Genomic DNA, 20,570 nt, shown 5'->3' on the forward strand with positions numbered 1-20,570 from the left:
CATGGCCACCGTCTCGCTCCGCAATGTCAGGAAATCCTTCGGCGCCGTCGACATCATCAAGGGTGTCGACCTCGAGATTGCCGACGGCGAATTCTGCGTCTTCGTTGGCCCCTCGGGCTGCGGAAAGTCCACGCTGCTCCGCATGATCGCAGGGCTCGAGGACATCACCTCCGGCTCGCTCGCAATCGGCGGCAAGGAAATGGCGGATGTGGACCCGGCTGACCGCGGCGTCGCCATGGTCTTCCAGTCCTACGCGCTCTATCCCCACATGACGGTGAAGGACAACATCACCTTCGGTCTCCGCATGACCGGGCACAAGCCCGCCGACATCGAGCCCAAGCTGAAGCGCGCCGCCGACATGCTGCAGCTCAGCCATCTCCTCGAACGCAAGCCTTCGCAGCTCTCGGGCGGCCAGCGCCAGCGCGTTGCCATCGGCCGCGCCATCGTGCGCGAACCCGACGTCTTCCTCTTCGACGAGCCGCTCTCCAACCTCGATGCAGCCCTCCGCGTGCAGATGCGCACGGAAATCGGCAAGCTCCATGCCGATCTTGCCGCCACCATGATCTACGTCACCCATGACCAGGTGGAAGCCATGACCATGGCCGACAAGATCGTGGTGCTGAACGGAGGCCTGATCGAGCAGATCGGCTCCCCGCTCGAACTCTATCACCGCCCACGCAACATGTTCGTGGCGGGTTTCATCGGTTCGCCCAAGATGAACTTCATCTCTGCCACGGCCGCGAACGGCAAACAGGGCAAGATCAGGGTGACGCTGCCGGGTGGCGCCTCCCTCCTGCTCGATGGTCAGGGCGCCAGCGTAAGTGATGGCACTGCGGTGACGCTGGGCATGCGGCCCGAACACCTGCTGATCGGCGAAGCGGGCGATGCCGTGCTTGCCACCACGGTGCGGCTTGCCGAATACCTGGGCTCCGAAAGCATGTTCTACACCACGCTTGCCGATGGCAGCGAACTGGCCGTGAAGGCCGACGGGCTTGCCAAGGCCGAGATCGGCAAGGCATTGAAGATCGGCGTCAATGCCGCGGCCTGTCATCTCTTCGACACGGGCGGCAAGGCGATCCTCAACGGGGACCTGACACGGTGAGCCTTGGCGTCTGCTACTATCCCGAACACTGGCCCGAAGACTGGTGGGTGCGCGACGCCGCGCGCATGCGCGAGATGGGCATCGAATATGTGCGGATCGCCGAGTTCGCCTGGTCGCGCTACGAGCCGGACCGGGGCAAGTTCGATTTCGGCTGGCTCGACCGCGCCATGGATGTGCTCGCCGCGGCGGGCCTCAAGATCGTGCTCGGCACGCCCACCTGCACGCCGCCCAAATGGCTGGTGGACGCACATCCCGAGATGATCCCCGTCGATGAGCAGGGCCGCCCGCGCGGCTTCGGCTCGCGCCGCCACTACACCTTCTCGTCCAGGGCCTATTGGGAGGAGAGCCGCCGCATCGTCGAGGTCATCGCCAAGCGCTATGGCCATCATCCCGGCCTCGTGGGCTGGCAGACCGACAATGAATATGGCTGCCACGACACCATCCTCTCGTGGAGCGAGACAGACCTCAAGGCCTTCCGCGACTGGCTCCGCCGCAACTATCAGTCGCCCGAGCAACTGAACGAGGCCTGGGGCAACACCTTCTGGTCGATGGAAGTAACCGACTTCGAACAGGTGACCCTGCCCGTTCTCGCCGTTACCGAAACAAACCCGGCGGCCAAGCTCGATTTCTGGCGCTTCCACTCGCAACAGGTGGCGGGCTTCGACGCCATGCAGTGCGAGATCCTGCGGGCACATTCGCCGGGGCGCTGGATCACCCACAACTTCATGGGCTTCTTCAACGACTTCGATCACTTCGCGGTGGGCGACAATCTCGATCTCGCCTCGTGGGATTCGTACCCCATCGGCTTCGTCGAGCGCTTCCCCTTCAGCGAGGCGGAGAAGAACCGCTGGGCGCTGACCTCGCATCCCGACATCGCCGCCTTCCACCACGATCTCTATCGCGCTGTGGGCAAGGGCCGCTTCTGGGTGATGGAGCAGCAGCCGGGCCCGGTGAACTGGGCGCCATGGAACCCGGTGCCGAAGCGCGGCATGGTGCGGCTGTGGACGTGGGAGGCGCTTGCCCATGGGGCGGAGGTGGTTAGCTACTTCCGCTGGCGGCAGGCGACCTTCGCGCAGGAACAGATGCATGCCGGCCTCAACCTGCCGGGCCTGCACGAACTTTCCCAGGGCGGACGCGAGGCCACCACCGTGGGTGCGGAACTGCGCAAGCTCGGCGCGCTTCCCGGCACACGCCAGGCCAGTGTCGCCATCGTCTATGATTACGAAACAAGCTGGATCACCCGCATCCAGCCGCAAGGGACGGACTTCCGCTATTACGAACTCGTCTTCCGCTGGTACGAAGCGGCGCGCCGCCTTGGCCTCGATGTGGATGTCGTGCCCCCCGGGGCCGACCTGAAGGGATACCGCCTCGTGCTGGTGCCGAGCTTGATGCACATCTCGCCTGCCGCCGAAGCGGCACTTGCTGCGGCAGAAGGCGTCGTGCTCATGGGGCCGCGCACAGGATCGAAGACACGTCATCACGGCATTCCGCCCGGCCTGCCGCCCGGTCCCTTGTCCGGCCGGGTGGGTGCGCGCGTGCTGGAAGTCTCGTCGCTCCGGCCCGGACTTGCGGATAAGGTGAAAGGTGCAGTCAAAGGCAGCGTGGAGCGCTGGCGCGAACGTCTCGACACGACGGATGGCAAGGCCATCGCCACCTTCGCCAATGGCGATCCAGCACTCGTCATAAAGGGCAAGCTTCACTATCTCGCGGGATGGCCCGATGCCACGCTGCTTGCGTCTGTCATCAAGCATGTGAGTGCAGCGGCAAAGCTCAAGACCGTGGCTCTTCCCGAACACATCCGCATCCGCCGCCGCGGCGATCTCACCTTCATCTTCAACTATGGCGAAGGCCGCTACACCGCACCGCCGGGCCTGAAGCCGGTGCTGGGATCACGCAGCGTTGCGGCCCAGAGCCTCGGCGTCTTCAAGAGCACGAAGGCCTGAGGTCCAAACGGCAGCGCGATGCAACCGGACGTATGCATCGCATCGTTCCGCTTGAAGTTTGACCAGAGGTCGCTATCTCCGCTGGCATGGCCTCGGCGCTCGTCCTCATCAACCGCAATTCAGGCACGGTGCGCTCGCGCGGCGCCGACGCCGTGGCTGATCTTGTGCGCGAGCAGCTGGCGGATGTCTTTTCACCGCTCGAGGTGCGGCTGTTCGAAGGCGACATCGCACCCGAGATCACGAAGGCCAGAAAGACCGCCGATGTCATCATTGCAGGCGGTGGTGACGGCACGATTGCGTCTGCCGCAGATGCACTGCTCAAGACCGGACAGATTCTCGGGGCGCTGCCGCTCGGCACGATGAACCTGTTCGTGCAGGCGCTGGGCTTCTCACCGAAACTGGAAGAGGCGCTGGCCCAGATGAAAGAGGCCACGGTCTATCCCGTCGATGTCGGAACGGCGAACGACCGCATCTTCCTGCATCAGGTGTCGTTCGGCCTGCAGCCGCGCATGGGGCGTCTGCGCGAAAAACTCGGTTACAAGTCTCGCGCCGGAAAGCTCGCGAGCACGGCCCGTGCACTCCTTGCCCTGTCACTGCGTCCCCGGCTGGTGCGGGGCCGGGTGAAGCTCGACGATGAGGAACTGCTGGTGGCTTCACCCATGGTGGCGGTCACCAACAACCCCATCGGATCGGAAAATCTCTGGTCGGTGCAGCACAGGCTGGATACGGGTCAACTCGGCTACTACGCGCTGCCCGAATTTTCGCTCGGCGCCCTGCTGGGCCTTGCCCGGGACTACATGAAGAACCGCCTGCACGATGCCGATATCGTCGATCACCGGGTCGCGACCACGGTCACGCTGAACCGTCTCTCCCGCTCCTTCCGCTTCAGCCGGCGGAAGGGCGTTCTCGCGTCTCTGGATGGCGAGATCATCGTCCTCGACAATCCCGTCACGGTGAGCATGAAGCCAAAGGCGCTGAAAGTTCTGGGCCGGGGTGCCACCGCGCGGGACGAGCAGGCGGCACCCCGGACGTCATCCTGATCAGGCGCCGCGCCGCGCGAAGCCGAAGAGGAACGACACGATCGCGAGAATGATCGCCACCCAGAAGACGATCTTCGCTCCGGCCATCGCCGTGCCGGCAACGCCACCGAAGCCCAGCAGGGCCGCAACGATCGCGACAACGAGGAAAATGATGGCCCAGTGGAGGAGATTGGAAACGTTCATGTGTTCACCCTGTTCTGCGCCTGCAATTCAGGCGTGCCCACAGAATGCCGAAACGCGCGCGATGGTTCCCTTTTGCCGCTGCGCTCAGTCCTGGTCCTTCTGTTCGGACGACCATGGAAAATCGAGGAACTCGCTCCGCGTGTCGTAGCAGATGCGGCCATAGAACCTGAGGTAGGAGTCGCGGCGCGCAGGGTCGGCAAAGACCGCATCCGGATGTTGCAGATCGGCCTCGTAGGCGGCGATGTTGTCTGCCGTGAGCGCCTTGGGCAGGATGTCCATGGCCTGCGGCACCGCTTTTCCTTCCATCCAGTCGGCGGCGAAGGAGCCAAGCGCATAGCCGAACACGGGAGACGCAAGGCTGACACTGATCTTGTAGGCGCCGCCGGCCTTGATCAGGCGCACGGCGTCCGGCTCGCCGTCGATGCCGCCGAAGAACTGGTCGTCCCGCAGTTTTCCCGCGGCCTGCATGGCCTCGTATGCGCCGAGCACCACGGTATCCGCGCCCAGCACCACGTCGACATTGGGATTGGCGAGCAGGATGTTCTGCATCGTGGCGGCCCCGCCCGCCTTGTCCACCGTGTCGGGTGTAATGTCGGCGATGATGTCCACGCCTGGCAGGCTGTCGAGCGCGTCCCGGATGGCGCGGAAGCGCGGCGCCAGCACCTGAAGACTGTCGTGAGTGAGGATGACCACATCTGCCTTGCCGCCGAGCTTGTTGCGGATGTAGTCGGCAGCAGCATCACCCAGCACGCGGCCGGTTTCATATTGCGGCGCGTTGAGAATGGTCGATGCAGGCGGCGGCACGATGGTTCCCACATAGGTGCCGGCGAGCAGCAGATTGCGCAGGTCCGTGCTGAGGATTTCCGGATTGATGGGAGCGGCAATCACCGCGCCCACCTTTTCCGCCAGCGCGGCGCGTGCATTGGCCTGCATCTTCGTTGAGTCATTCGACGCCAGCTTGGCCGAGAAGGCGAGGTTCCGCTGTTGCGCAGCAAGGCCGAGACCATGTTTCACGCCGAGGATGAAATCGCGCTCGTTGTCCTGCAGGAAGAGGAGGCGCTTCTCCAACCCCGCAGGCGCGGTGCAGGTGGCGCCGCCGGGCGTGAAGGGCGGCAACACGCGCGGTTCGGTGAGGCCCTGTGCCACAGCGGCTGAGGCCGCAAGGGCGAAACACACTGCAAGGGCGAGAAGAGCTCTGGCGTAGGTCATCATGGTGTTTCCTGTCTGCCCTCGGTGTCCTGCGCGGGATAGGTGACACGCAGCGGAAAGGTGAGCGCGGCGATGGTGCCGGGATGTCCCGGCTGATAGTCGATGCTGCCCGCCATGCTGTCCGCCATCACGCTCACGATGCGCGTACCGAAGCCTGTGCCCTGCCGCGCCGCATCCCCCTCACGGCCGACGCCCCGGTCGGCCACGGTCAATCGCGCCCGGCCATCGTCCAGCAGCGCAAGCGTGACGTCGATGCGGCCCTGGCCGGAGGGGTATGCATACTTCAGCGCATTGCTGATCCATTCCGCCACGATGACGCCGAGGTTCACGCTGGCATCGATCGGAAGTTCGACACGGGCAAGATCATGATGGATGGCAATCCCCTCGTCGCCGCTCCGCGCCGAGGCTGTCATCTGCTCGATCAGGTTCGCGAGGTAGTCATTCAGCGCCACGAAGCGGAAGTCGCCCTTGGTGTAGAGCTGGCGGTGGACGAGCGAGATGGCATGGATGCGGTTCTTCGTCTCTTCCAGCGCGGCCTTGGCGGCGCCATCCACAAGCGAGCCCGCCTGCAGATTGACGAAGCTCGCCGCCATCGCGAGGCTGTTGGCGATGCGATGGTTCACTTCCTGCAGCAGCAGCTCGGCCCGGTCGCGGGCGGCGCGCACCTCCGCCTCCGCCTGCTCCTTCCGTTCCCGCAACCGCTCCTTTTCGATGGCGCGGCGGAAGGCCGAATTGAGCAGCGCCATGAAGTCCTCGCTCACCGTCTTCGGCACGAAGTCGCTGGCGCCGGCCTTGAGGGCCGCAACGGCGACGCTCAGTTCGGATGAGCCCGTGACGTAGACGACCGGCGGATGCTTCGGCAGATCACCAAGCTGGGCAATGATGTCGAGGCCGGTTTCGCTGCCGAGATCGTGGTCAAGCGCAATCACGTCGATGCCACCCTCCGCAAGTGCGGCCTGTGCGGCGGCCCACGACCCCGCCGACACGACCTCGTAGCCGAGGCGCAGCAGCGATTTCTGCACGAGGCGGACGAGGCCCTGGTCATCATCGAGATAGAGGACGCGCTTGCTCCGGCTGTCAGGCATTTTCGGGCACCTGCATCACCGTCAGGAACAGCCCCAACTGCTTGATCGCATTGGCAAAACCCTCATAGTTGAGAGGTTTGGTGATGTAGACGTTGGCGCCGAGGTCATAGCATTTCTTGATCTCGAAATCGTCGTCGGTCGTGGTGAGGATGACGACCGGCGAGCGCTTCAGGTGGGGATTGTGCTTGATCACCTTGAGGATCTCCGTGCCCGTCATGTCGGGCAGGTTGAGATCGAGCAGGATGAGAAGCTGCTTGCGGCTGTTGGCCGTGCCGAGACCGTCATCACCAAGCAGGAAGCGGAGGGCGGACTCGCCATTACCGCATTCCACCATGTCGTTGTTCACGCCGGCCTTGCGGATGTTCTTCTTGATGAGCTGGGCATGGCCGGGATCGTCCTCGATCATGACGATGGTGACGGCACTGGAGGAAGCATTCATGAGGGTGTCTCGCTTGCGGAATGGGAGGGAATGATGATCGTGAAGGTGGAGCCCGCATTGGGCCGTGAGGCGACCGTGACCTCGCCGCCCAAATTCTGCGCCAGCGTGCGGACATAGGCGAGGCCGATGCCTTCGCCCTTCTGGTCCTGCGTGCCGGCGCGGCGGAAGGGTTCGAAGATGCGCGCCAGATCCTTCTCGGCGATGCCGCGGCCATTGTCGCGAATCTCGATCCGCACCCTGCCCGCCGGTGCGGGCGTGACCGTGACACCGATCTCGAGCGGCCGGCCCTTGGCGCGGTACTTGGAGGCGTTGTCGAGAATGTTGCCGATCATCGCCTCGAGCGAAAAACGGTCGCTGTGGATGCGCTTCACCCCGACATTCAACACGAGCTTTCCGCCATCGGCGGCAAGCTGATGGCGGATCGCCTCGGCGGCCTGCGAAATGAGTTCACCGAGATCGATCTGCTCCGGCATCAGCACGCGCCGGCCCTCGCGCGCGAGGCGCAGGATCGCATTGATGAGGTTGTCCATCTTCTTGGTGGAGGTGCGGATGAAGTGCAGCGCCTCTGGCATGTCCTGCCGCACGGATGCCGTCGCCTCGCTCAGCAGGGCATCGTTCGGCGGCTGCTTCTTCTCGAGATCGCCGAAGACCTGCTGCACCTGCTGCAGGCCACCCTCGATCTCGGCGCTGAAGCCCATGATGTTGACGAGGGGCGCCCGCAGGTCGTGGGTGACGATGTGGGCGAACTTCTGGATTTCCTCGTTGGCGCGGGCCAGTTCGGCAGTGCGCTGCTCTACCCGCTGCTCGAGGCTGGCATTCAGTTGCCTGACCTCCTGGTCGGCGAGCGCGAGCGTGCGCGTATAGGCCTGGAAAATGCGCGCGGCGATCGCAAACATGGCGAGGATGACAACAGCGCCGAAGAAAGATACCCAGCGCAGGAAGGCGGTGCTTTCGCGCTGCCCGTCAACACCCACGAGAAGCCGCTGGTCGGCGGCGCGCACGATGCCGCCGATGAAGACATTGGCCTCGTCCATGAAGGCCTTGCCGCGGTTTTTCTTCACCAGGGCCAGGGCTTCGGCATCGAGTCGCTTCCGCTTCAATGCCACGGACTCGTCCATCTCCGCGAATTTCTCTTCCACCACCTTCACCAGGCGGTCGCGGGCCTGATGCAGGGCCGGATAATCCTCGAGCCGCGTGGAGAGCGTTTTCATCTGGCGGCGCGCCTTGGTCTGGGCCACGTCATAGGGCGCGAGGTAGATTTCGTTGTGGGTGTAGAGAAAGCCACGCTGGCTCGAACTCGGCCGCCTGCAGGGCGCTCCGCAGTTCGATGGCCGCAGTCGAGGTCTCGCGTGCCTTGACGACGGAATCGAAGTTCTGCCGCGCCTGTTCGTTGAGCCAGAAGGTCGTTACGACAATGCCCGCCAGGGCCACGCCACCCAGGGCAATGGGAAACGCTGCAAGCTTGGCGGAGGAGGCCGACGGCGGAGTGGCGGTGTTCGGTAACTCGACGATGTATCGCCCCCAATGGTCTCGTTTTGCAGGTAAGCACCAACCCAACGTTGTGCGAGAACGTAAACGCCTCGCCACGCCAATGGTTCCTTCGCCGTTGTGAAATATCAGCCGGCGGTCGCCAGCAGGCTGTTCAGCGCCCGGTGGTTCTCGTAGGCGAGGCGATAGGCCTCGAAGCGCCTGTCATGGCGTGGGGCCGCCACTGCCCGTGGCGTGAAAGCCGCATCGAACTGCACGAAGTCCCGCGTGGCCTGCGCCAGCGAGGGAAAGACACCCGCGCCCACGCCCGCCATGAGCGCGGCCCCCAGCACGCCTGCATCCCGCATCGCAGTGCGGCGCAACGGTCTCCCCAGCACATCAGCGCGGATCTGGCACCAGAGATCGGAGGCCGCTCCGCCGCCGGCGTGATGAATGACCTCGGCCTCACGGGAGGCGGACTGCTTCAGGCTGTCGAAGACGAGGCGGGCCGAATAGGCAACACCTTCGAGCACGGCGAGGGATAGTTCCGCCGGGCCTGTTGCGGAAGTGAGTCCCGTGAAGGAGCCGCGCGCCCCGGCATCCCAGAGCGGCGCACGCTCGCCATCGAGGTGCGGCAGGAAGAGCGGCACATGGCGGAGGTCGGCGCTCGCTGCCAGCGCGGCAAGCTCCGCTGGCGTCTTGCCGAGCAGCCGCGACAACCAGTCGAGCGACGCGCCCCCCGATTGCGTGGGCCCTGCGTGCAGCACCATGCCTTCGCATTCGGCAAAGGCGATGACGCCGGGTGTGGGCGCGCGCGCATGCGAGAGGATGCCGAGGATCTCGCTGGTGCCGCTGAGGTAAAGACCCTGCCCATCCTCTGAGAGGCCCGCCCCCAGCAATCCGGACCACGCATCCATGGCGCCCGTCACCACGGGCACGCCGGCACAGGGAAGGCCTGCGCGGATGCGTCCCGCGGGTGCCGTGAAGCCCGCGATGCGCGGCAGGCGTTCCGCTGCACCTGGCACAAGATCGAGAAGCGGCGTGATGAGCGCGAGGTCCTGATCGAGGATGCCGAAGTTGGTCATCGGATCGGCAATGGCCTCGCCCGTGAGATGGAAGATGCAATAGTCCTTGGGCGCCATCACGAACCGCGCGCGCGCCCAGACCTCGGGCGCGGCGCGCGCCACATGGGCCATGCGGGCGAGAACATGACTGGCATCGACCGGGAGCGGCGCCCGCCACCAGCGGATCTTGTCGTCGAAGGCCACCTTCGCATCGAGTGATGCCGCATCTTCGGCGCAGCGCGTGTCCTGCCATGTGAAGGCGGGAAGCAGCGCCTTGCCCGCCTCATCACAGAACACGTGGGTGTTCACCTGCGAGCAGAGACCCACCGCCGTGATCGTCACGCCATCACTCAGGCTGGCGAGGGCGCGCCCCACAAGATCGATCCAAAGCGCCGGGTCCTGCTCCACGTGACCGGGCCGGGGCCGCGTTGTGGGATAGCGCTCGCCGAAGCGGCGGAGCACCTGCCCGCCGGCATCGAAGAGTGCCGCCTTCACCGCGGTGGTGCCCACATCAATCCCGATCAGCATGGCCCTGTCCTTGTCTCGCTCCGGCCATTGTGCTTACTTCTGCCGCCTCAAACAAGCTGCACAAAGTAAAGGAAAAAGCGATGAAGCGCAGGACGATTCTGGGTATGGGACTGGCCGCAGGCCTGATGGCTGCAAGCAGCATGGCGGCACAGGCGGCGGGCGAGAAGATCGCCATCGTCACGCCCTATCTGGCCCAGCCCGGCACGCAGTTCTACGTCGAGGCCTTCCAGGCGAAGGCCAAGGAGTTCGGCTGGGAGGTGAACGTCATCGACACCAAGGGTGACGTCGCCGCCGCGGTGGGCCGCATCGAGGATGCCGCCAATCAGAAGGTCTCGGCAATCGTCATCAACGTCGATCCCTCGCAGGTGCAGGCCGGGCTTGAAACCGCCAAGGCCGCCGGCGTTCCGGTCTTCGGCATGGATGCGGGCGCAACACCGCTGCTCGTCACCAACGTCACCTCGAACGGCTACTCCATGGCCGCCGACACCGCCTCCTATGTGGTGAACCGCATCGGCGGCAAGGGCAAGGTCGTGATGTTCGTCTTCGACGCCTTCCCACCGGTGCAGCAGCGCGGCGTCATCGCCGATGCCATCTTCAAGAACAACCCGGACATCAAGGTGCTCGACCGGGTGACGCCCGACGTGCAGGACGGCGGCATCGCCGACAGCCGCGCCAAGATGGAAGCGATCCTCACCGCCAATCCGGACAAGGGCTCGATCAGCGCGGTGTGGGCCGCCTGGGACCAGCCGGCACTCGGCGCCCTTCAGGCGATCGAAGCGGCGGGCCGTGGTGACGAGGGTATCGTGATCACCGGCATCGACGCCAATCCGGAAGCGCGCGCGGCAATCGCCAAGGGCGGCAGCTTCGAGGCGTCGATGGCGCAGGACTTCAAGGGCATCGGCGCCACCACGGCCGAAGCGGTGAAGCGCCACCTCGGCGGCGAGAAGATCAAGCAGGGCGTGATCTATGTCCCGACCAAGCTGATCACCGCAGCCAACGTCAAGGACTGAGGCAGAGCGTCCGGTCTTGAATCAGGCCCTCCTGCATTTTGTCCGGACCTACGGCACGCTTGCCTGCTTCGGCCTGATCCTGCTGTTCTTCTGGGTGATGCTGCCCGGCACCTTCATGACCGGGCGCAACCTCTTCAACATCACGCAGCAGGTGAGCATGCTGGCGGTCACGGCCTTTGCCATGACCATCGTCATGACCATGGGCGACTATGATCTCAGCGTGGGCTCCATGGCGAGCCTGGCCGGCATCGTGCTGGCGGTTGTCTTCAGGCTCACGGATGCGCCGCTCATCGCCATGCTGGCCGCACTCGTGGTCGGCGTTGTGGGCGGCGCCTTCAACGGCTTTCTGGTGAGCTTCCTCGGCATCCTGCCCTTCGTCGCAACGCTCGGCACGCTGACGATCTTCAGCGGCCTCGCCTTCCTGATTTCAGGTGGCAAGACCATCTTCGGCAGCGGCATTCCGGCAAGCCTCGGCGAATTTGCCCGGGGCGGGCTTCCGCTCTGGACGCAAGGCGACACGGCCCTCGTGCTCCCCAACCTCACGCTCGTTGCCGCCGCGACATTGCTGGTAGTGTGGTTCATCCTGCAGAAGACGGTGTTCGGCCGGCATCTCCATGCCATGGGCGGCAGTTCGGAAGCGGCACGCCTCGCCGGCATTGACGTGCGCATGACACGGCTTGCGGCCTTCGCGCTCTCGGGGCTTGCCGCCGCCATCGCCGGGCTCATGTATACGGCGCGCGTCGCCTCGGCCAATCCGGTGCAGGGTTCGGGGCTGATGCTGGACGCGATTGCCGCCGTCTTCCTCGGCATGACCATGAACGTGAACGGCGAACCGAAGGTGCTCAACACGCTTGCAGGCGTGCTCTTCCTCGGCGTTCTCTCCAATGGGCTCACCCAGCTCAGCGTTGACAGCTACATCCGCGACATTCTCGTGGGGAGCATCATCATCCTCGCCGTGGCGGCAAGCGGACTGGAGAAGCTCCGCCGCAACTGAAGCGGGGCGCGGTCTGCAATCGGTCATGTGCGGGAGAGATATGGTACAGCCTCCCCGGCTCGAACGGGGGACCCCCAGATCCACAATCAACATTCCACAACTTGTGCGTGTTTCTACCTATTTCTCTCTCTTTTATTTTAACTATTTATTTCAATGTTTTAATCAACATTTTGATCCCGCCTATTCCTCTGCGCTCACGTTGATTTCTGCCTCTTTTGCTTACATAGTGCTTACATGGAATGTGAGACACCAACTTGGAATCCTATTTCCCGGTTGCCGTTTGAGGAGGTTCGAACAATAAATGGCTAAGCTGACCAAAAAGAAAATTGAAGGTGCAGAAGCGCCAGTTAAGCCTCAAATCATGTGGGACGATGAACTGAGGGGATTTGGTTTGCTGGTGCTGCCCAGTGGAGTTAAGACATTTATCTATCAGTATCGGAACAAAGCGAAACGTTCTCGAAGGCTGACGATTGGAAGATATGGCGCGCTGACCGTAGACGACGCCCGCAAGATTGTTAGAGAGACTGTCGTAGAAATTGCTAATGGTGGCGACCCAGTTTCGCAGCGTCAAATCTATCGCGGGTCCCCAACCATAGCAGATTTGTTGGAGCGGTATCTAAGCGACCATGCTGCCATCCATAACGCAGCAACGACGCAAAAAGACGTGACAGCGTTAGTGCGGACCCGCCTTGTTCCGCGTATAGGGAATATAAAGGCTAGCGATCTTACGAGGGCCGATGCTGCACGATTGCACTTGGCAATGAGAGAGACGCCCCGGCGGGCTAACTATGCATTGGCAGTCCTTTCCAAAGCTCTTTCGTTGGCAGAGATTTGGGGCATCCGTCCAGAAAACTCCAATCCGTGTCGCTCTATCAAGCGGTACAAGGAGGAACACCGGACCCGCTTTCTCAGCAAAGAGGAGGTTCAAAGATTGGGCCAATCCTTGGCGGAGGCAGAGACGCTTGGTATGCCCTGGCGGGTGTCGGACAAGGGCAAAAATTCAAAACATTTGGCGAAACCTGAAAACCAACGCACGGTGCTGTCTTGGCAATTCATTGCCGCAATTCGACTACTGCTGCTATCAGGAGCTCGGTTGAGCGAGATTATTGAGCTTGAATGGGCCCACATTGACTTTGAGAATGGCACTGTGAAGCTTCCATCTCGGAAGGGTGGAAAGAGAGAGCCCCATCCCGTCGGTAACGCTGTGATGGAAACCCTGAATCGCTTGCCCAGGATCACAAAATCCAAATTTGTTTTGCCCCGACCGGATGATCCAACACGTCACATCACTAAGGAAGTTATGGAGGTGAATTGGCAACGAATCCGACAGCATGCTAAAATTGATGACGTTCGGATTCATGATTTGCGCCACACTGTAGGAACTTATGCGGCGCAGGCGGGGATTTCAGGGTTTATCGTGCGCGACCTACTGCGCCACAAAAACATTGCTACCACGAGCCGCTATGCCAATTTCGATGCTAGCCCGGTGCGTGATGTTTCAAACACAGTTGGAGACATGCTTTCTGCCAATCTCAAGGGAGAGGCTTAGCGTCTGAGAATTGCATTTGTATGCACCTTACGCAGCATACACTTGTTATTTTGGAGCTTCATTGGTCATGCATCAAGCCTATGTAGGTGCCCTACGCTTCACGGAAGTGCAAGCGTTGCTTGCCATCACTGGCGGGCCTCTGCAGCACCAGATCGCGGCGCGATTCATGCAGCCAATAGAGCACCTCGAGGCGCTCAAATGTAGCGCGACAAGCACATTAAGCTCGTCGGACACGCATATTGTGCCACTTTTTGCCCACTGGAAAGCTGAACGAAGGCCTCTGTGACGATCTCTTAGGGGTGTTGTAGAGGCTCTTCGAGACGGCTTTGAAGCCCCATCGAACACCCTTTAAACACACCTTCGAGCACCCGCCAGCAGGTCGCATGGACACCGTCTCGTGGCGGTGTAGAGTGGGCACGGGCTTGGCCTGTGCTCTTCGCTGTTGAGGTCAGGGGGCGACTCCCCGTCGCTCGGAAGGGATTTGCTCCCCTTCCCCCGCCACCGCCTCGAATGCCCAATATTAAAGCGACAGACGCGGTGGCCTGCCGCTCAGTTGTGGCAGAATTGATAGCTGGTCAGTCGTTTCCGACGGAACGTGGCGATGAATAGGCTTTGATCAAGCCGACCACCAGTTGGAGAACCAAGCCGCCAATCCCTGAGGCTGCCAGATTGCTGAGCATGCCGTCAGGGTTGGTGGCCATGCCGAGTATAACCGGAAGAAGCTGGCTCCCTCCTATCCCACCAACGGCACCGGCGATGATGTTCCCGATTGCCCCCAAATCGGTTTTCTTAATGAGACTTCCACCCGCCATGCCGCCCACGCCCCCGGCAATGATCTGCAGAATAAGTGGAACAAGTGTTTCCATAAAAAGTCTCCGTATTTTTCATGCCGCCCCCGTGACGGCGACTCATCCAGTCTAACAGGTCTATATCCGGTTCCTAAGACACGCTGTCGCAGCCCTGATATTACCATCAGACGTTGCTGGACTTCAGCAAAGCGTCTCATTATCGCCGCGCCGGGGTTGATCATCCGGCGGGGGCAGGATGATCGGGGCAGGATCACTGCTCGTGAGGGGTGACGTCTGGTGCACACCCTCCCCCCTCCAAAAAAACGGCACGATCACACGCTCCACGATGTAGACGCGACTCATGGGATGTGGTGACCTTTGTGTGTTGTGCATCATGGCAAAGAGAAGATCGGACCTGAATAAACGTTCGGTCGTGGGGCAAGTACCTGGCGTGGGCTTCTAGCACCGCCCAGAAAAGCCCCTCACTTGAGATCCAAGGGATGACCTTCTGTTGACTAACAAACCCTCCGACCATCGCCCCACCATCCCTTCGTGGTGGGGCGTCTTTTTCGTGGCGGCGGTGGCGGTTCTTGCCCTTTTTCTGTATTGGCACTCCGCAGCAATCGTTCTGATGCCCGAGCCTGCCGTGGACACTCTTCTTTCTGTTCCCGATTTCAAGATGTTCTTGAAGGCGTTCGAGACCTTCGGAGCGCCTCCCGGGGCGGTCTGAATGAGCGTATCTCTCGTCGCCTTAAAGGTCTCACGGGCCGAGAGGACGGCCGGCGGGCCAGGATCATATGGTCCATGACCACCCGGCTCTGCCCATCGATCCTGCTCGCGGCGCCGGCAGCAGGCGTGCTGGCGTAGGTCGCCACTCTGTTCGCTGATGTGGTCACATCCGTCAGCCTGTTGTCGACTGAGTCACAGCTGATTGTGTTAGAACCCCACGCGCCACTGGCGAAGGCCAACCGATTGGCGAGTGTGTAGGTCAGCGGTGGCACTTGCGCAGGGGCGAAGTCCCAACGGCGTCAACCCTTCTCGAAATCACCCGGCTGCGGCGGGGCGATGGGCGTGAAGAGCATGCGGTCAGGCTTCAGATCAATGAGCGGCGTGCCGTCGAGGCAATCCAATCCCCGGACCTTCAGCACGTTCTTCTCGACTGTGACGAGTGCTGCAATCGATGTGCCGATGGGATTTGGCCTCACCGGCGACCGCAGTGCAAAGGTGCCCCGCACCTTGCCATCGCTAGCGGGGCTCTGCAGCACCAGATCACGCCGGGATTCATGCAGCCAATAGAGCACCTCGAGCCGCTCAAAGGTCTCGATTCCGGCGAGCGCCTGGTGCCAGGGTTCGAAGATCTCGATCTCGCATACGGGGCCATCGAGTCTCCCTTGCCGCGGACACTTCAGGCGGTCCGTCCAAGGCGTGTGGATGCGGCCGATGAACATGATGGCAGCATCCGTCTTGAAATCGACGGGTACCGCCACTTCATTCGGCCGGATTTCGTTGAGCCTGACCATCATCAATCCTTTGCGCGCCGCTGTGACTGCCACCACGCCGATATCGCTTCGACTGACGGCGGAAGCCTTTGCGCCAATCCTCCTGTGAAGGCCTGCCAGTCGGTCTCGAACACCGGATTGACCGACGTCAGCAAGGGGATATCCAGAAGCATGGCCTTTCGGAAGGCGCCCGAGAAGCCCCGCCCGAGGGATTCTTCCTTGCCGAACTTGTTGATGATCAGCAGGTCAGCACCCGGATGCAGGGTGGCTTCAAGGAAGCCCGCCGCTTCCGTCAGTCCCACGGAATCCAGACTGCACGATTGCGATCCCCGGCCAAGGCTCTGGTAGAGGTCGAACTCGGAGCGGGACTGGAGGTCCCGCATCACGGCGTCCCCTCCAACCTCTGCGCCCGGCACTTCAGTCATGCCGAGGACGTCGATGCCGGCATTCAGCAGGGAAAGGCCGAAGGCACGGATGACCGCCTGCACGACTTTTCCGGATGCACCCTGCACATAGCCGATGGACGGCACCCCGGCGGCATCCTCTGCCCCGGCCTCAAGCACCTGCGAAGGGATAGTAGTCAACGACATCTCCTTCTCCGGCCTCTGTCATGTCCTCAGGCAGGCCAACGAAGCCCGTGCAGTCCGCGAGGGACGACAGCATGGCCGAGCCCTGCTTTCTCACCGGCCGGGCCAAGGTTGCCGATCCGGGCGCCGTAACGAGGGTCACGGGCACCGCTTCAAACCGCCCTGACTTCTTCGATACTGCCTCGGCCAGCGGCAGGCGCATAGGCGACGTGAATGTTCCCGGTGTCGCACCCGAGAGGCGCTCGATCACCGCATTGCCAAGAAGGCTGAAGGTCACCGCAGCGGCAATGGGATTGCCCGGCAGCGCCACGATCGGACAGTCATCTATGTCGCCGAGGCCGACAGGCTTGCCCGGCTTGATCGCGAGCTTCCAGATTTCCAGAAAGCCCCGCCGCCGGATCACTCCGGGGAGGTGATCTTCCTCTCCTTCCGACATGCCGCCCGAAGTGACGAGCAGATCACTCTCCGCTGCGGCCTGATGCAAAAGGTCAACCTGCCGGTCCGCGTCATCAGGTAGAATACCGCCATCCCGCACATCGCATCCCAGCGCGACAATCATCGCCAGCAGGAGCGGGCGGTTGGCGTCACGGATCAGTCCCGCAGTCAGTGCCGACCCGGCCCCTGTCACTTCGTCCCCGGACGAGAAGACCGTCACCCGCAGGGGCCGTCGCAGCAGAACGGTGGTGAGCCCCAATGCACCGGCCAGAGCCCAGCGCGCCGGCGTCATGCGCGTGCCCTTGCGAAGAACGACCTCATCCCGCATCACGTCTTCGCCGCGCCTGCGAATGTTGCTGCCCTGCCCCTCGCGCACGTCCACGAACACCAATGGATCACGGAAGACGCAGTCTTCCTGCATGACGATGGCGTCACAACCATCCGGAACAGCCGCTCCGGTGAAGATGCGGACGGCACTCCTTGGCGGCACAGTCCCGTCAAACGGGTGCCCCGCAGCAGCCCGCCCCACAAGCTTCAACTGCGTCGTGGCACCGGTCACAAGGTCGGACCGCCGCACGGCGATGCCATCCACCGCAGCGGCATCGAAGCGCGGCAGATCGCACGGGGACCGGACATCTTCGGCGAGAAAGCCGGTCCCTCGCGTGGCTGTGGGGACGGTCTCGGATTCGCAGACGCAGGCATAAGCCGATGCGATAAATGCACGCGCCTCGGCGAGGAGCGTGAGTGCCTTTCCCTTCCCGGCGCCGAAGGCCGGACTAGTTCGTCCCGAACCCGACAATGCCCTTGATCTCCAGGAAGTCGTGAATGCCCCAATCGGCATATTCCCGGCCGTTGCCAGACTGCTTGAAGCCGCCGAAGGGCGCATGCGTGTCCCAGTCGGGATAGTTGATGTTCACGGTCCCAGCGCGCAATTGCGCCGCAACCTTCCGCGCATGGGCGATGTCCTTCGACGCGATGTAGGCTGCAAGACCATAGACGGTGTCATTCGCCTTGGTGATCGCCTCCTCCTCGCTGTCATAGGGTAGGATCGAGAGGACGGGACCGAAGATTTCCTCTCGCGAAATCGTCATTTCATGCGCCACGTTCCCGAACACCGTCGGCTTCACGTAGTAGCCGCGGTTAAGGCCATCCGGGCGCCCCAAGCCCCCGCACACCAGCGTGGCGCCTTCCTTGATGCCGCTTTCGATCAGGCGCTGCACCTTTGCGAACTGGATGTCGCTGACCACGGGGCCAAGCACCGTCCGGGAATCGGTGGGGTTTCCAACGATGTTCGTCTCTGCCGCCTTTTTGGCGATGGTCAGAGCCTCGTCATGGCGCTTGCGTGGAACGAACATGCGGGTAGGTGCATCGCAGGACTGTCCCGAGTTGGCAAAGCAGGCATTGACGCCCGTCGTCACGGCGGACTCGAGATCGGCATCATCGAGGATGAGGTTGGGCGACTTGCCGCCCAGTTCCTGCGCCACGCGCTTCACCGTATCGGCGGAGGCCTTGGCGACCTGGATGCCCGCACGGGTGGAGCCCGTGAACGACATCATGTCGATGCCGGGATGGGCCGACATGGCTGTGCCCACGACAGTCCCTTCGCCGTTCACGAGGTTGAACACACCCTTGGGTGTGCCGGCGGCCTCCATGATCTCCGCAAACAGGATGCCGCTCAAAGGCGCTATCTCGCTGGGCTTCAACACCATGGTGCAACCCGCCGCAATGGCCGGAGCCACCTTGCAGACGATCTGGTTGAGGGGCCAGTTCCATGGCGTGATAAGGCCGACGACACCGATCGCCTCCTTCACCACGCGGGTGGTGCCCCGCTGCTCGGCGAAATGCAAGTTTTCCAGCGCCTTGATGGTCGCTTCCATGTGCACCTGCCCTGCCCAGGCCTGTGCGGCCTTGGCAAAGGCAAGCGGTGCCCCCATTTCCTGGGACACCACCTCGGCCATCTCGTCATAGCGTGAATTATAGATTTCGAGGATCTTGCGCAGCAGTGCCAGCCGCTGCTCCCGCGATGACAGAGACCACGCCGGGAAGGCACGCCGTGCTGCCGCCACGGCCTTGTCCACGTCGGCAGCGGAGCCAACCGAGATCGTGGCGCAGGTCTCTTCGGTCGCCGGGTTGATGACGGCAAGCGTCTTCGGCTCCGCCGGCGCAACCCATTTGCCGTCGATGAAGAACTGGAGGTGATGGCTCATGCTGCTTCAAATCCTGCGATACCCTTGATCTCGGTCACATCCTCGAGGCCGTACTCGGCATACTCGCGGCCATTGCCCGATTGCTTGTAACCGCCGAAGGGAAGGCTCGTGTCCCAGGCCGGATAGTTGATGTAGACATTCCCCGAGCGCATCTTGCGGGCAATCTCGCGCCCCTTGGCCAGGTCCTTTGTCTGGAGGTAGGAGGCAAGGCCATAAAGGGTGTTGTTGGCTTCGTGCACGGCATCTTCGAGCGTGTCGTAGGCCATGATCGACAGGACAGGACCGAAGATTTCCTCCTTCGCAATGCGCATGTCCGGCGTCACGTTGGCGAAGATCGTGGGCTTGACGTAGTAGCCCCGGTTCAGGCCCTCGGGACGGCCGAGACCGCCCGTCACAAGCTCGGCGCCCTCCTTGATGCCGCTCTCGATCAAATCCTGGATCTTGTTGAACTGGATCTCGCTTACGACAGGTCCGAGATGGGGACCGAACTGGCCGGCGGGGCCGACCTTGAAGCTCTCAGCGGCGGCCTTCGCAAAACCGGCAGCCTGGGACATCACGTTCCGCTGCACCATCATGCGCGTGGGCGCATTGCACGACTGGCCGCTGTTGCCGAAGCACTTGTTCACGCCTTTGGTGACGGCATCCTTGAGATCGACATCAGGGAAGAGGATGTTGGCGCTCTTGCCACCCAGTTCCTGCGAGACGCGCTTCACCGTATCTGCAGCACTCTTGGCCACGAGGATGCCTGCGCGGGTCGAACCCGTGAAGGACATCATGTCGATGCCGGGATGGCGCGACATGGCATCGCCCACTGTCGGGCCATCGCCGTTGACAAGGTTGAACACGCCGGGCGGCACACCCGCCTCATGGAGGATTTCCGCGAAGATGATGGCATCGAGCGGCGCCACTTCGCTGGGCTTCAGCACCATCGTGCAGCCGGCAGCAATGGCAGGCCCCACCTTGCAGGTGATCTGGTTGAGGGGCCAGTTCCACGGCGTGATCATGCCGATGACGCCAATCGGCTCGCGGACGATCAGGGCCGTACCCTTGCGGTGCTCGAATTCGTAGGTCGCCAGCACCGAACGGATGCGCTTCAGGTGCTGGAAGCCCGACTCCACCTGATCCGAGAGGGCAAAGTCGATGGGCGCGCCCATCTCCTCCGAGATGGCCTTCGCCAGTTCCGGTGCGCGGCGCTGATAGCCGGCGATGATCTTGTCGAGAAGAGCGAGGCGATACTCGCGCGTGGTCACCGAAAAGGTTTCAAAAGCGGCCCGGGCCGCGGCGACAGCACGGTCCACGTCGGCGGCACTGCCCGCCGAAATGTGGGCGTAGACTTCCTCGGTGGACGGATTGACCACCCCGATCGTCTTCGGCTGAACCGGATCGACCCACTTCCCATTGATGTAGAACTTGAGTGCATTGCTCATGGCTTTTCTCTCTT

19 protein-coding genes and 1 pseudogene are annotated in these 20,570 nt (G+C 62.6%); 7 read left to right on the forward strand and 13 right to left on the reverse strand.

Annotated features, from left to right (window positions below):
- Position 1 precedes the first annotated feature (1 nt).
- The 3 genes from QM801_RS15240 (at position 2) to QM801_RS15250 (ending at position 4,085) form a co-directional block, all read left to right on the forward strand.
- Entirely contained in the window at positions 2-1,102 is a 1,101-nt protein-coding gene (locus QM801_RS15240) for an ABC transporter ATP-binding protein (RefSeq protein WP_415020065.1), read from the forward strand.
- A complete protein-coding gene (locus QM801_RS15245; protein WP_415020066.1) occupies positions 1,099-3,045 on the forward strand; it encodes a beta-galactosidase in 1,947 nt (648 codons plus the stop codon). Before QM801_RS15240 ends, QM801_RS15245 begins: the two co-directional genes overlap by 4 nt.
- 86 nt (positions 3,046-3,131) lie before the next feature.
- Entirely contained in the window at positions 3,132-4,085 is a 954-nt protein-coding gene (locus tag QM801_RS15250) for a diacylglycerol/lipid kinase family protein (protein WP_415020067.1), read from the forward strand.
- On the opposite strand, the gene QM801_RS15255 is transcribed toward QM801_RS15250, so the two are convergent.
- The 6 genes from QM801_RS15255 to QM801_RS15280 all read right to left on the reverse strand — a co-directional run bounded on the left by QM801_RS15255 (position 4,086) and on the right by QM801_RS15280 (position 10,060).
- Complete coding sequence (locus QM801_RS15255) at positions 4,086-4,268, reverse strand: DUF1328 domain-containing protein (protein WP_415020068.1); 183 nt, start codon at positions 4,266-4,268, stop codon at positions 4,086-4,088. It abuts the gene before it with no gap.
- A gap of 84 nt (positions 4,269-4,352) precedes the next feature.
- Positions 4,353-5,480: a sugar ABC transporter substrate-binding protein gene (locus QM801_RS15260; RefSeq protein WP_415020069.1), complete on the reverse strand. Its 1,128-nt coding sequence runs from the start codon at positions 5,478-5,480 to the stop codon at positions 4,353-4,355.
- Complete coding sequence (locus QM801_RS15265; protein ID WP_415020070.1) at positions 5,477-6,562, reverse strand: histidine kinase dimerization/phosphoacceptor domain -containing protein; 1,086 nt, start codon at positions 6,560-6,562, stop codon at positions 5,477-5,479. Before QM801_RS15265 ends, QM801_RS15260 begins: the two co-directional genes overlap by 4 nt.
- Positions 6,555-7,001, reverse strand: coding sequence for a response regulator (locus QM801_RS15270; RefSeq protein ID WP_415020071.1), 447 nt, complete (start codon positions 6,999-7,001; stop codon positions 6,555-6,557). Before QM801_RS15270 ends, QM801_RS15265 begins: the two co-directional genes overlap by 8 nt.
- Entirely contained in the window at positions 6,998-8,368 is a 1,371-nt protein-coding gene (locus QM801_RS15275) for a sensor histidine kinase (protein ID WP_415020935.1), read from the reverse strand. The genes QM801_RS15270 and QM801_RS15275 overlap by 4 nt, the downstream gene beginning before the upstream one ends.
- Positions 8,369-8,617: 249 nt before the next feature.
- Complete coding sequence (locus QM801_RS15280; RefSeq protein WP_415020072.1) at positions 8,618-10,060, reverse strand: xylulokinase; 1,443 nt, start codon at positions 10,058-10,060, stop codon at positions 8,618-8,620.
- Positions 10,061-10,140: 80 nt separating this feature from the next.
- Between QM801_RS15280 and QM801_RS15285 the strand changes: the two genes are divergently transcribed.
- The 3 genes from QM801_RS15285 (at position 10,141) to QM801_RS15295 (ending at position 13,613) form a co-directional block, all read left to right on the forward strand.
- A complete protein-coding gene (locus tag QM801_RS15285; protein ID WP_415020073.1) occupies positions 10,141-11,070 on the forward strand; it encodes a substrate-binding domain-containing protein in 930 nt (309 codons plus the stop codon).
- A gap of 16 nt (positions 11,071-11,086) precedes the next feature.
- Complete coding sequence (locus QM801_RS15290) at positions 11,087-12,064, forward strand: ABC transporter permease (protein ID WP_415020074.1); 978 nt, start codon at positions 11,087-11,089, stop codon at positions 12,062-12,064.
- 301 nt (positions 12,065-12,365) lie between these two features.
- Positions 12,366-13,613 carry a tyrosine-type recombinase/integrase gene (locus QM801_RS15295; RefSeq protein ID WP_415020075.1) on the forward strand — a complete coding sequence of 416 codons (1,248 nt, stop codon included), beginning with the start codon at positions 12,366-12,368 and terminating at the stop codon, positions 13,611-13,613.
- Positions 13,614-13,731: 118 nt separating this feature from the next.
- On the opposite strand, the pseudogene QM801_RS15300 reads toward QM801_RS15295, so the two are convergent.
- Together QM801_RS15300 and QM801_RS15305 are read right to left on the reverse strand one after the other, a co-directional pair.
- A pseudogene (locus QM801_RS15300) lies at positions 13,732-13,812 on the reverse strand (tRNA (N6-threonylcarbamoyladenosine(37)-N6)-methyltransferase TrmO); the annotation flags it as partial.
- Positions 13,813-14,188: 376 nt separating this feature from the next.
- Positions 14,189-14,479, reverse strand: coding sequence for a hypothetical protein (locus QM801_RS15305; protein ID WP_415020076.1), 291 nt, complete (start codon positions 14,477-14,479; stop codon positions 14,189-14,191).
- Between the two features lie 433 nt (positions 14,480-14,912).
- Between QM801_RS15305 and QM801_RS15310 the strand changes: the two genes are divergently transcribed.
- Positions 14,913-15,131: a hypothetical protein gene (locus QM801_RS15310; protein ID WP_415020077.1), complete on the forward strand. Its 219-nt coding sequence runs from the start codon at positions 14,913-14,915 to the stop codon at positions 15,129-15,131.
- Positions 15,132-15,429: 298 nt separating this feature from the next.
- Here QM801_RS15310 and tsaA read toward each other — a convergent pair whose 3' ends face one another.
- From tsaA to QM801_RS15335, 5 genes are read right to left on the reverse strand one after another with little or no spacing between them, the layout of a single operon-like run.
- Positions 15,430-15,921: a tRNA (N6-threonylcarbamoyladenosine(37)-N6)-methyltransferase TrmO gene (gene tsaA, locus QM801_RS15315; protein WP_415020936.1), complete on the reverse strand. Its 492-nt coding sequence runs from the start codon at positions 15,919-15,921 to the stop codon at positions 15,430-15,432.
- Positions 15,922-15,923: 2 nt separating this feature from the next.
- Complete coding sequence (locus tag QM801_RS15320) at positions 15,924-16,490, reverse strand: DUF2478 domain-containing protein (RefSeq protein WP_415020078.1); 567 nt, start codon at positions 16,488-16,490, stop codon at positions 15,924-15,926.
- Entirely contained in the window at positions 16,456-17,721 is a 1,266-nt protein-coding gene (glp, locus tag QM801_RS15325; protein WP_415020079.1) for a gephyrin-like molybdotransferase Glp, read from the reverse strand. Before glp ends, QM801_RS15320 begins: the two co-directional genes overlap by 35 nt.
- Positions 17,699-19,129: an aldehyde dehydrogenase family protein gene (locus QM801_RS15330; protein ID WP_415020080.1), complete on the reverse strand. Its 1,431-nt coding sequence runs from the start codon at positions 19,127-19,129 to the stop codon at positions 17,699-17,701. The genes glp and QM801_RS15330 overlap by 23 nt, the downstream gene beginning before the upstream one ends.
- A complete protein-coding gene (locus QM801_RS15335) occupies positions 19,126-20,556 on the reverse strand; it encodes an aldehyde dehydrogenase family protein (RefSeq protein WP_415020081.1) in 1,431 nt (476 codons plus the stop codon). The genes QM801_RS15330 and QM801_RS15335 overlap by 4 nt, the downstream gene beginning before the upstream one ends.
- Between the last annotated feature and the right edge of the window lie 14 nt (positions 20,557-20,570).

Source organism: Aestuariivirga sp. (assembly GCF_047600585.1).
Taxonomy (GTDB): Bacteria; Pseudomonadota; Alphaproteobacteria; order Rhizobiales; family Aestuariivirgaceae; genus Aestuariivirga.

Coding starts and splice junctions, on each gene's coding strand:
- QM801_RS15305 (WP_415020076.1), bottom strand. CDS start 14,479: ATGGAAACACTTGTTCCACTTATTCTGCAGATCATTGCCGGGGGCGTG.
- QM801_RS15320 (WP_415020078.1), bottom strand. CDS start 16,490: ATGTCGTTGACTACTATCCCTTCGCAGGTGCTTGAGGCCGGGGCAGAG.
- tsaA (WP_415020936.1), bottom strand. CDS start 15,921: ATGGTCAGGCTCAACGAAATCCGGCCGAATGAAGTGGCGGTACCCGTC.
- QM801_RS15335 (WP_415020081.1), bottom strand. CDS start 20,556: ATGAGCAATGCACTCAAGTTCTACATCAATGGGAAGTGGGTCGATCCG.
- QM801_RS15270 (WP_415020071.1), bottom strand. CDS start 7,001: ATGAATGCTTCCTCCAGTGCCGTCACCATCGTCATGATCGAGGACGAT.
- QM801_RS15240 (WP_415020065.1), top strand. CDS start 2: ATGGCCACCGTCTCGCTCCGCAATGTCAGGAAATCCTTCGGCGCCGTC.
- QM801_RS15250 (WP_415020067.1), top strand. CDS start 3,132: ATGGCCTCGGCGCTCGTCCTCATCAACCGCAATTCAGGCACGGTGCGC.
- QM801_RS15295 (WP_415020075.1), top strand. CDS start 12,366: ATGGCTAAGCTGACCAAAAAGAAAATTGAAGGTGCAGAAGCGCCAGTT.
- QM801_RS15255 (WP_415020068.1), bottom strand. CDS start 4,268: ATGAACGTTTCCAATCTCCTCCACTGGGCCATCATTTTCCTCGTTGTC.
- QM801_RS15265 (WP_415020070.1), bottom strand. CDS start 6,562: ATGCCTGACAGCCGGAGCAAGCGCGTCCTCTATCTCGATGATGACCAG.
- QM801_RS15285 (WP_415020073.1), top strand. CDS start 10,141: ATGAAGCGCAGGACGATTCTGGGTATGGGACTGGCCGCAGGCCTGATG.
- QM801_RS15280 (WP_415020072.1), bottom strand. CDS start 10,060: ATGCTGATCGGGATTGATGTGGGCACCACCGCGGTGAAGGCGGCACTC.
- QM801_RS15260 (WP_415020069.1), bottom strand. CDS start 5,480: ATGATGACCTACGCCAGAGCTCTTCTCGCCCTTGCAGTGTGTTTCGCC.
- QM801_RS15330 (WP_415020080.1), bottom strand. CDS start 19,129: ATGAGCCATCACCTCCAGTTCTTCATCGACGGCAAATGGGTTGCGCCG.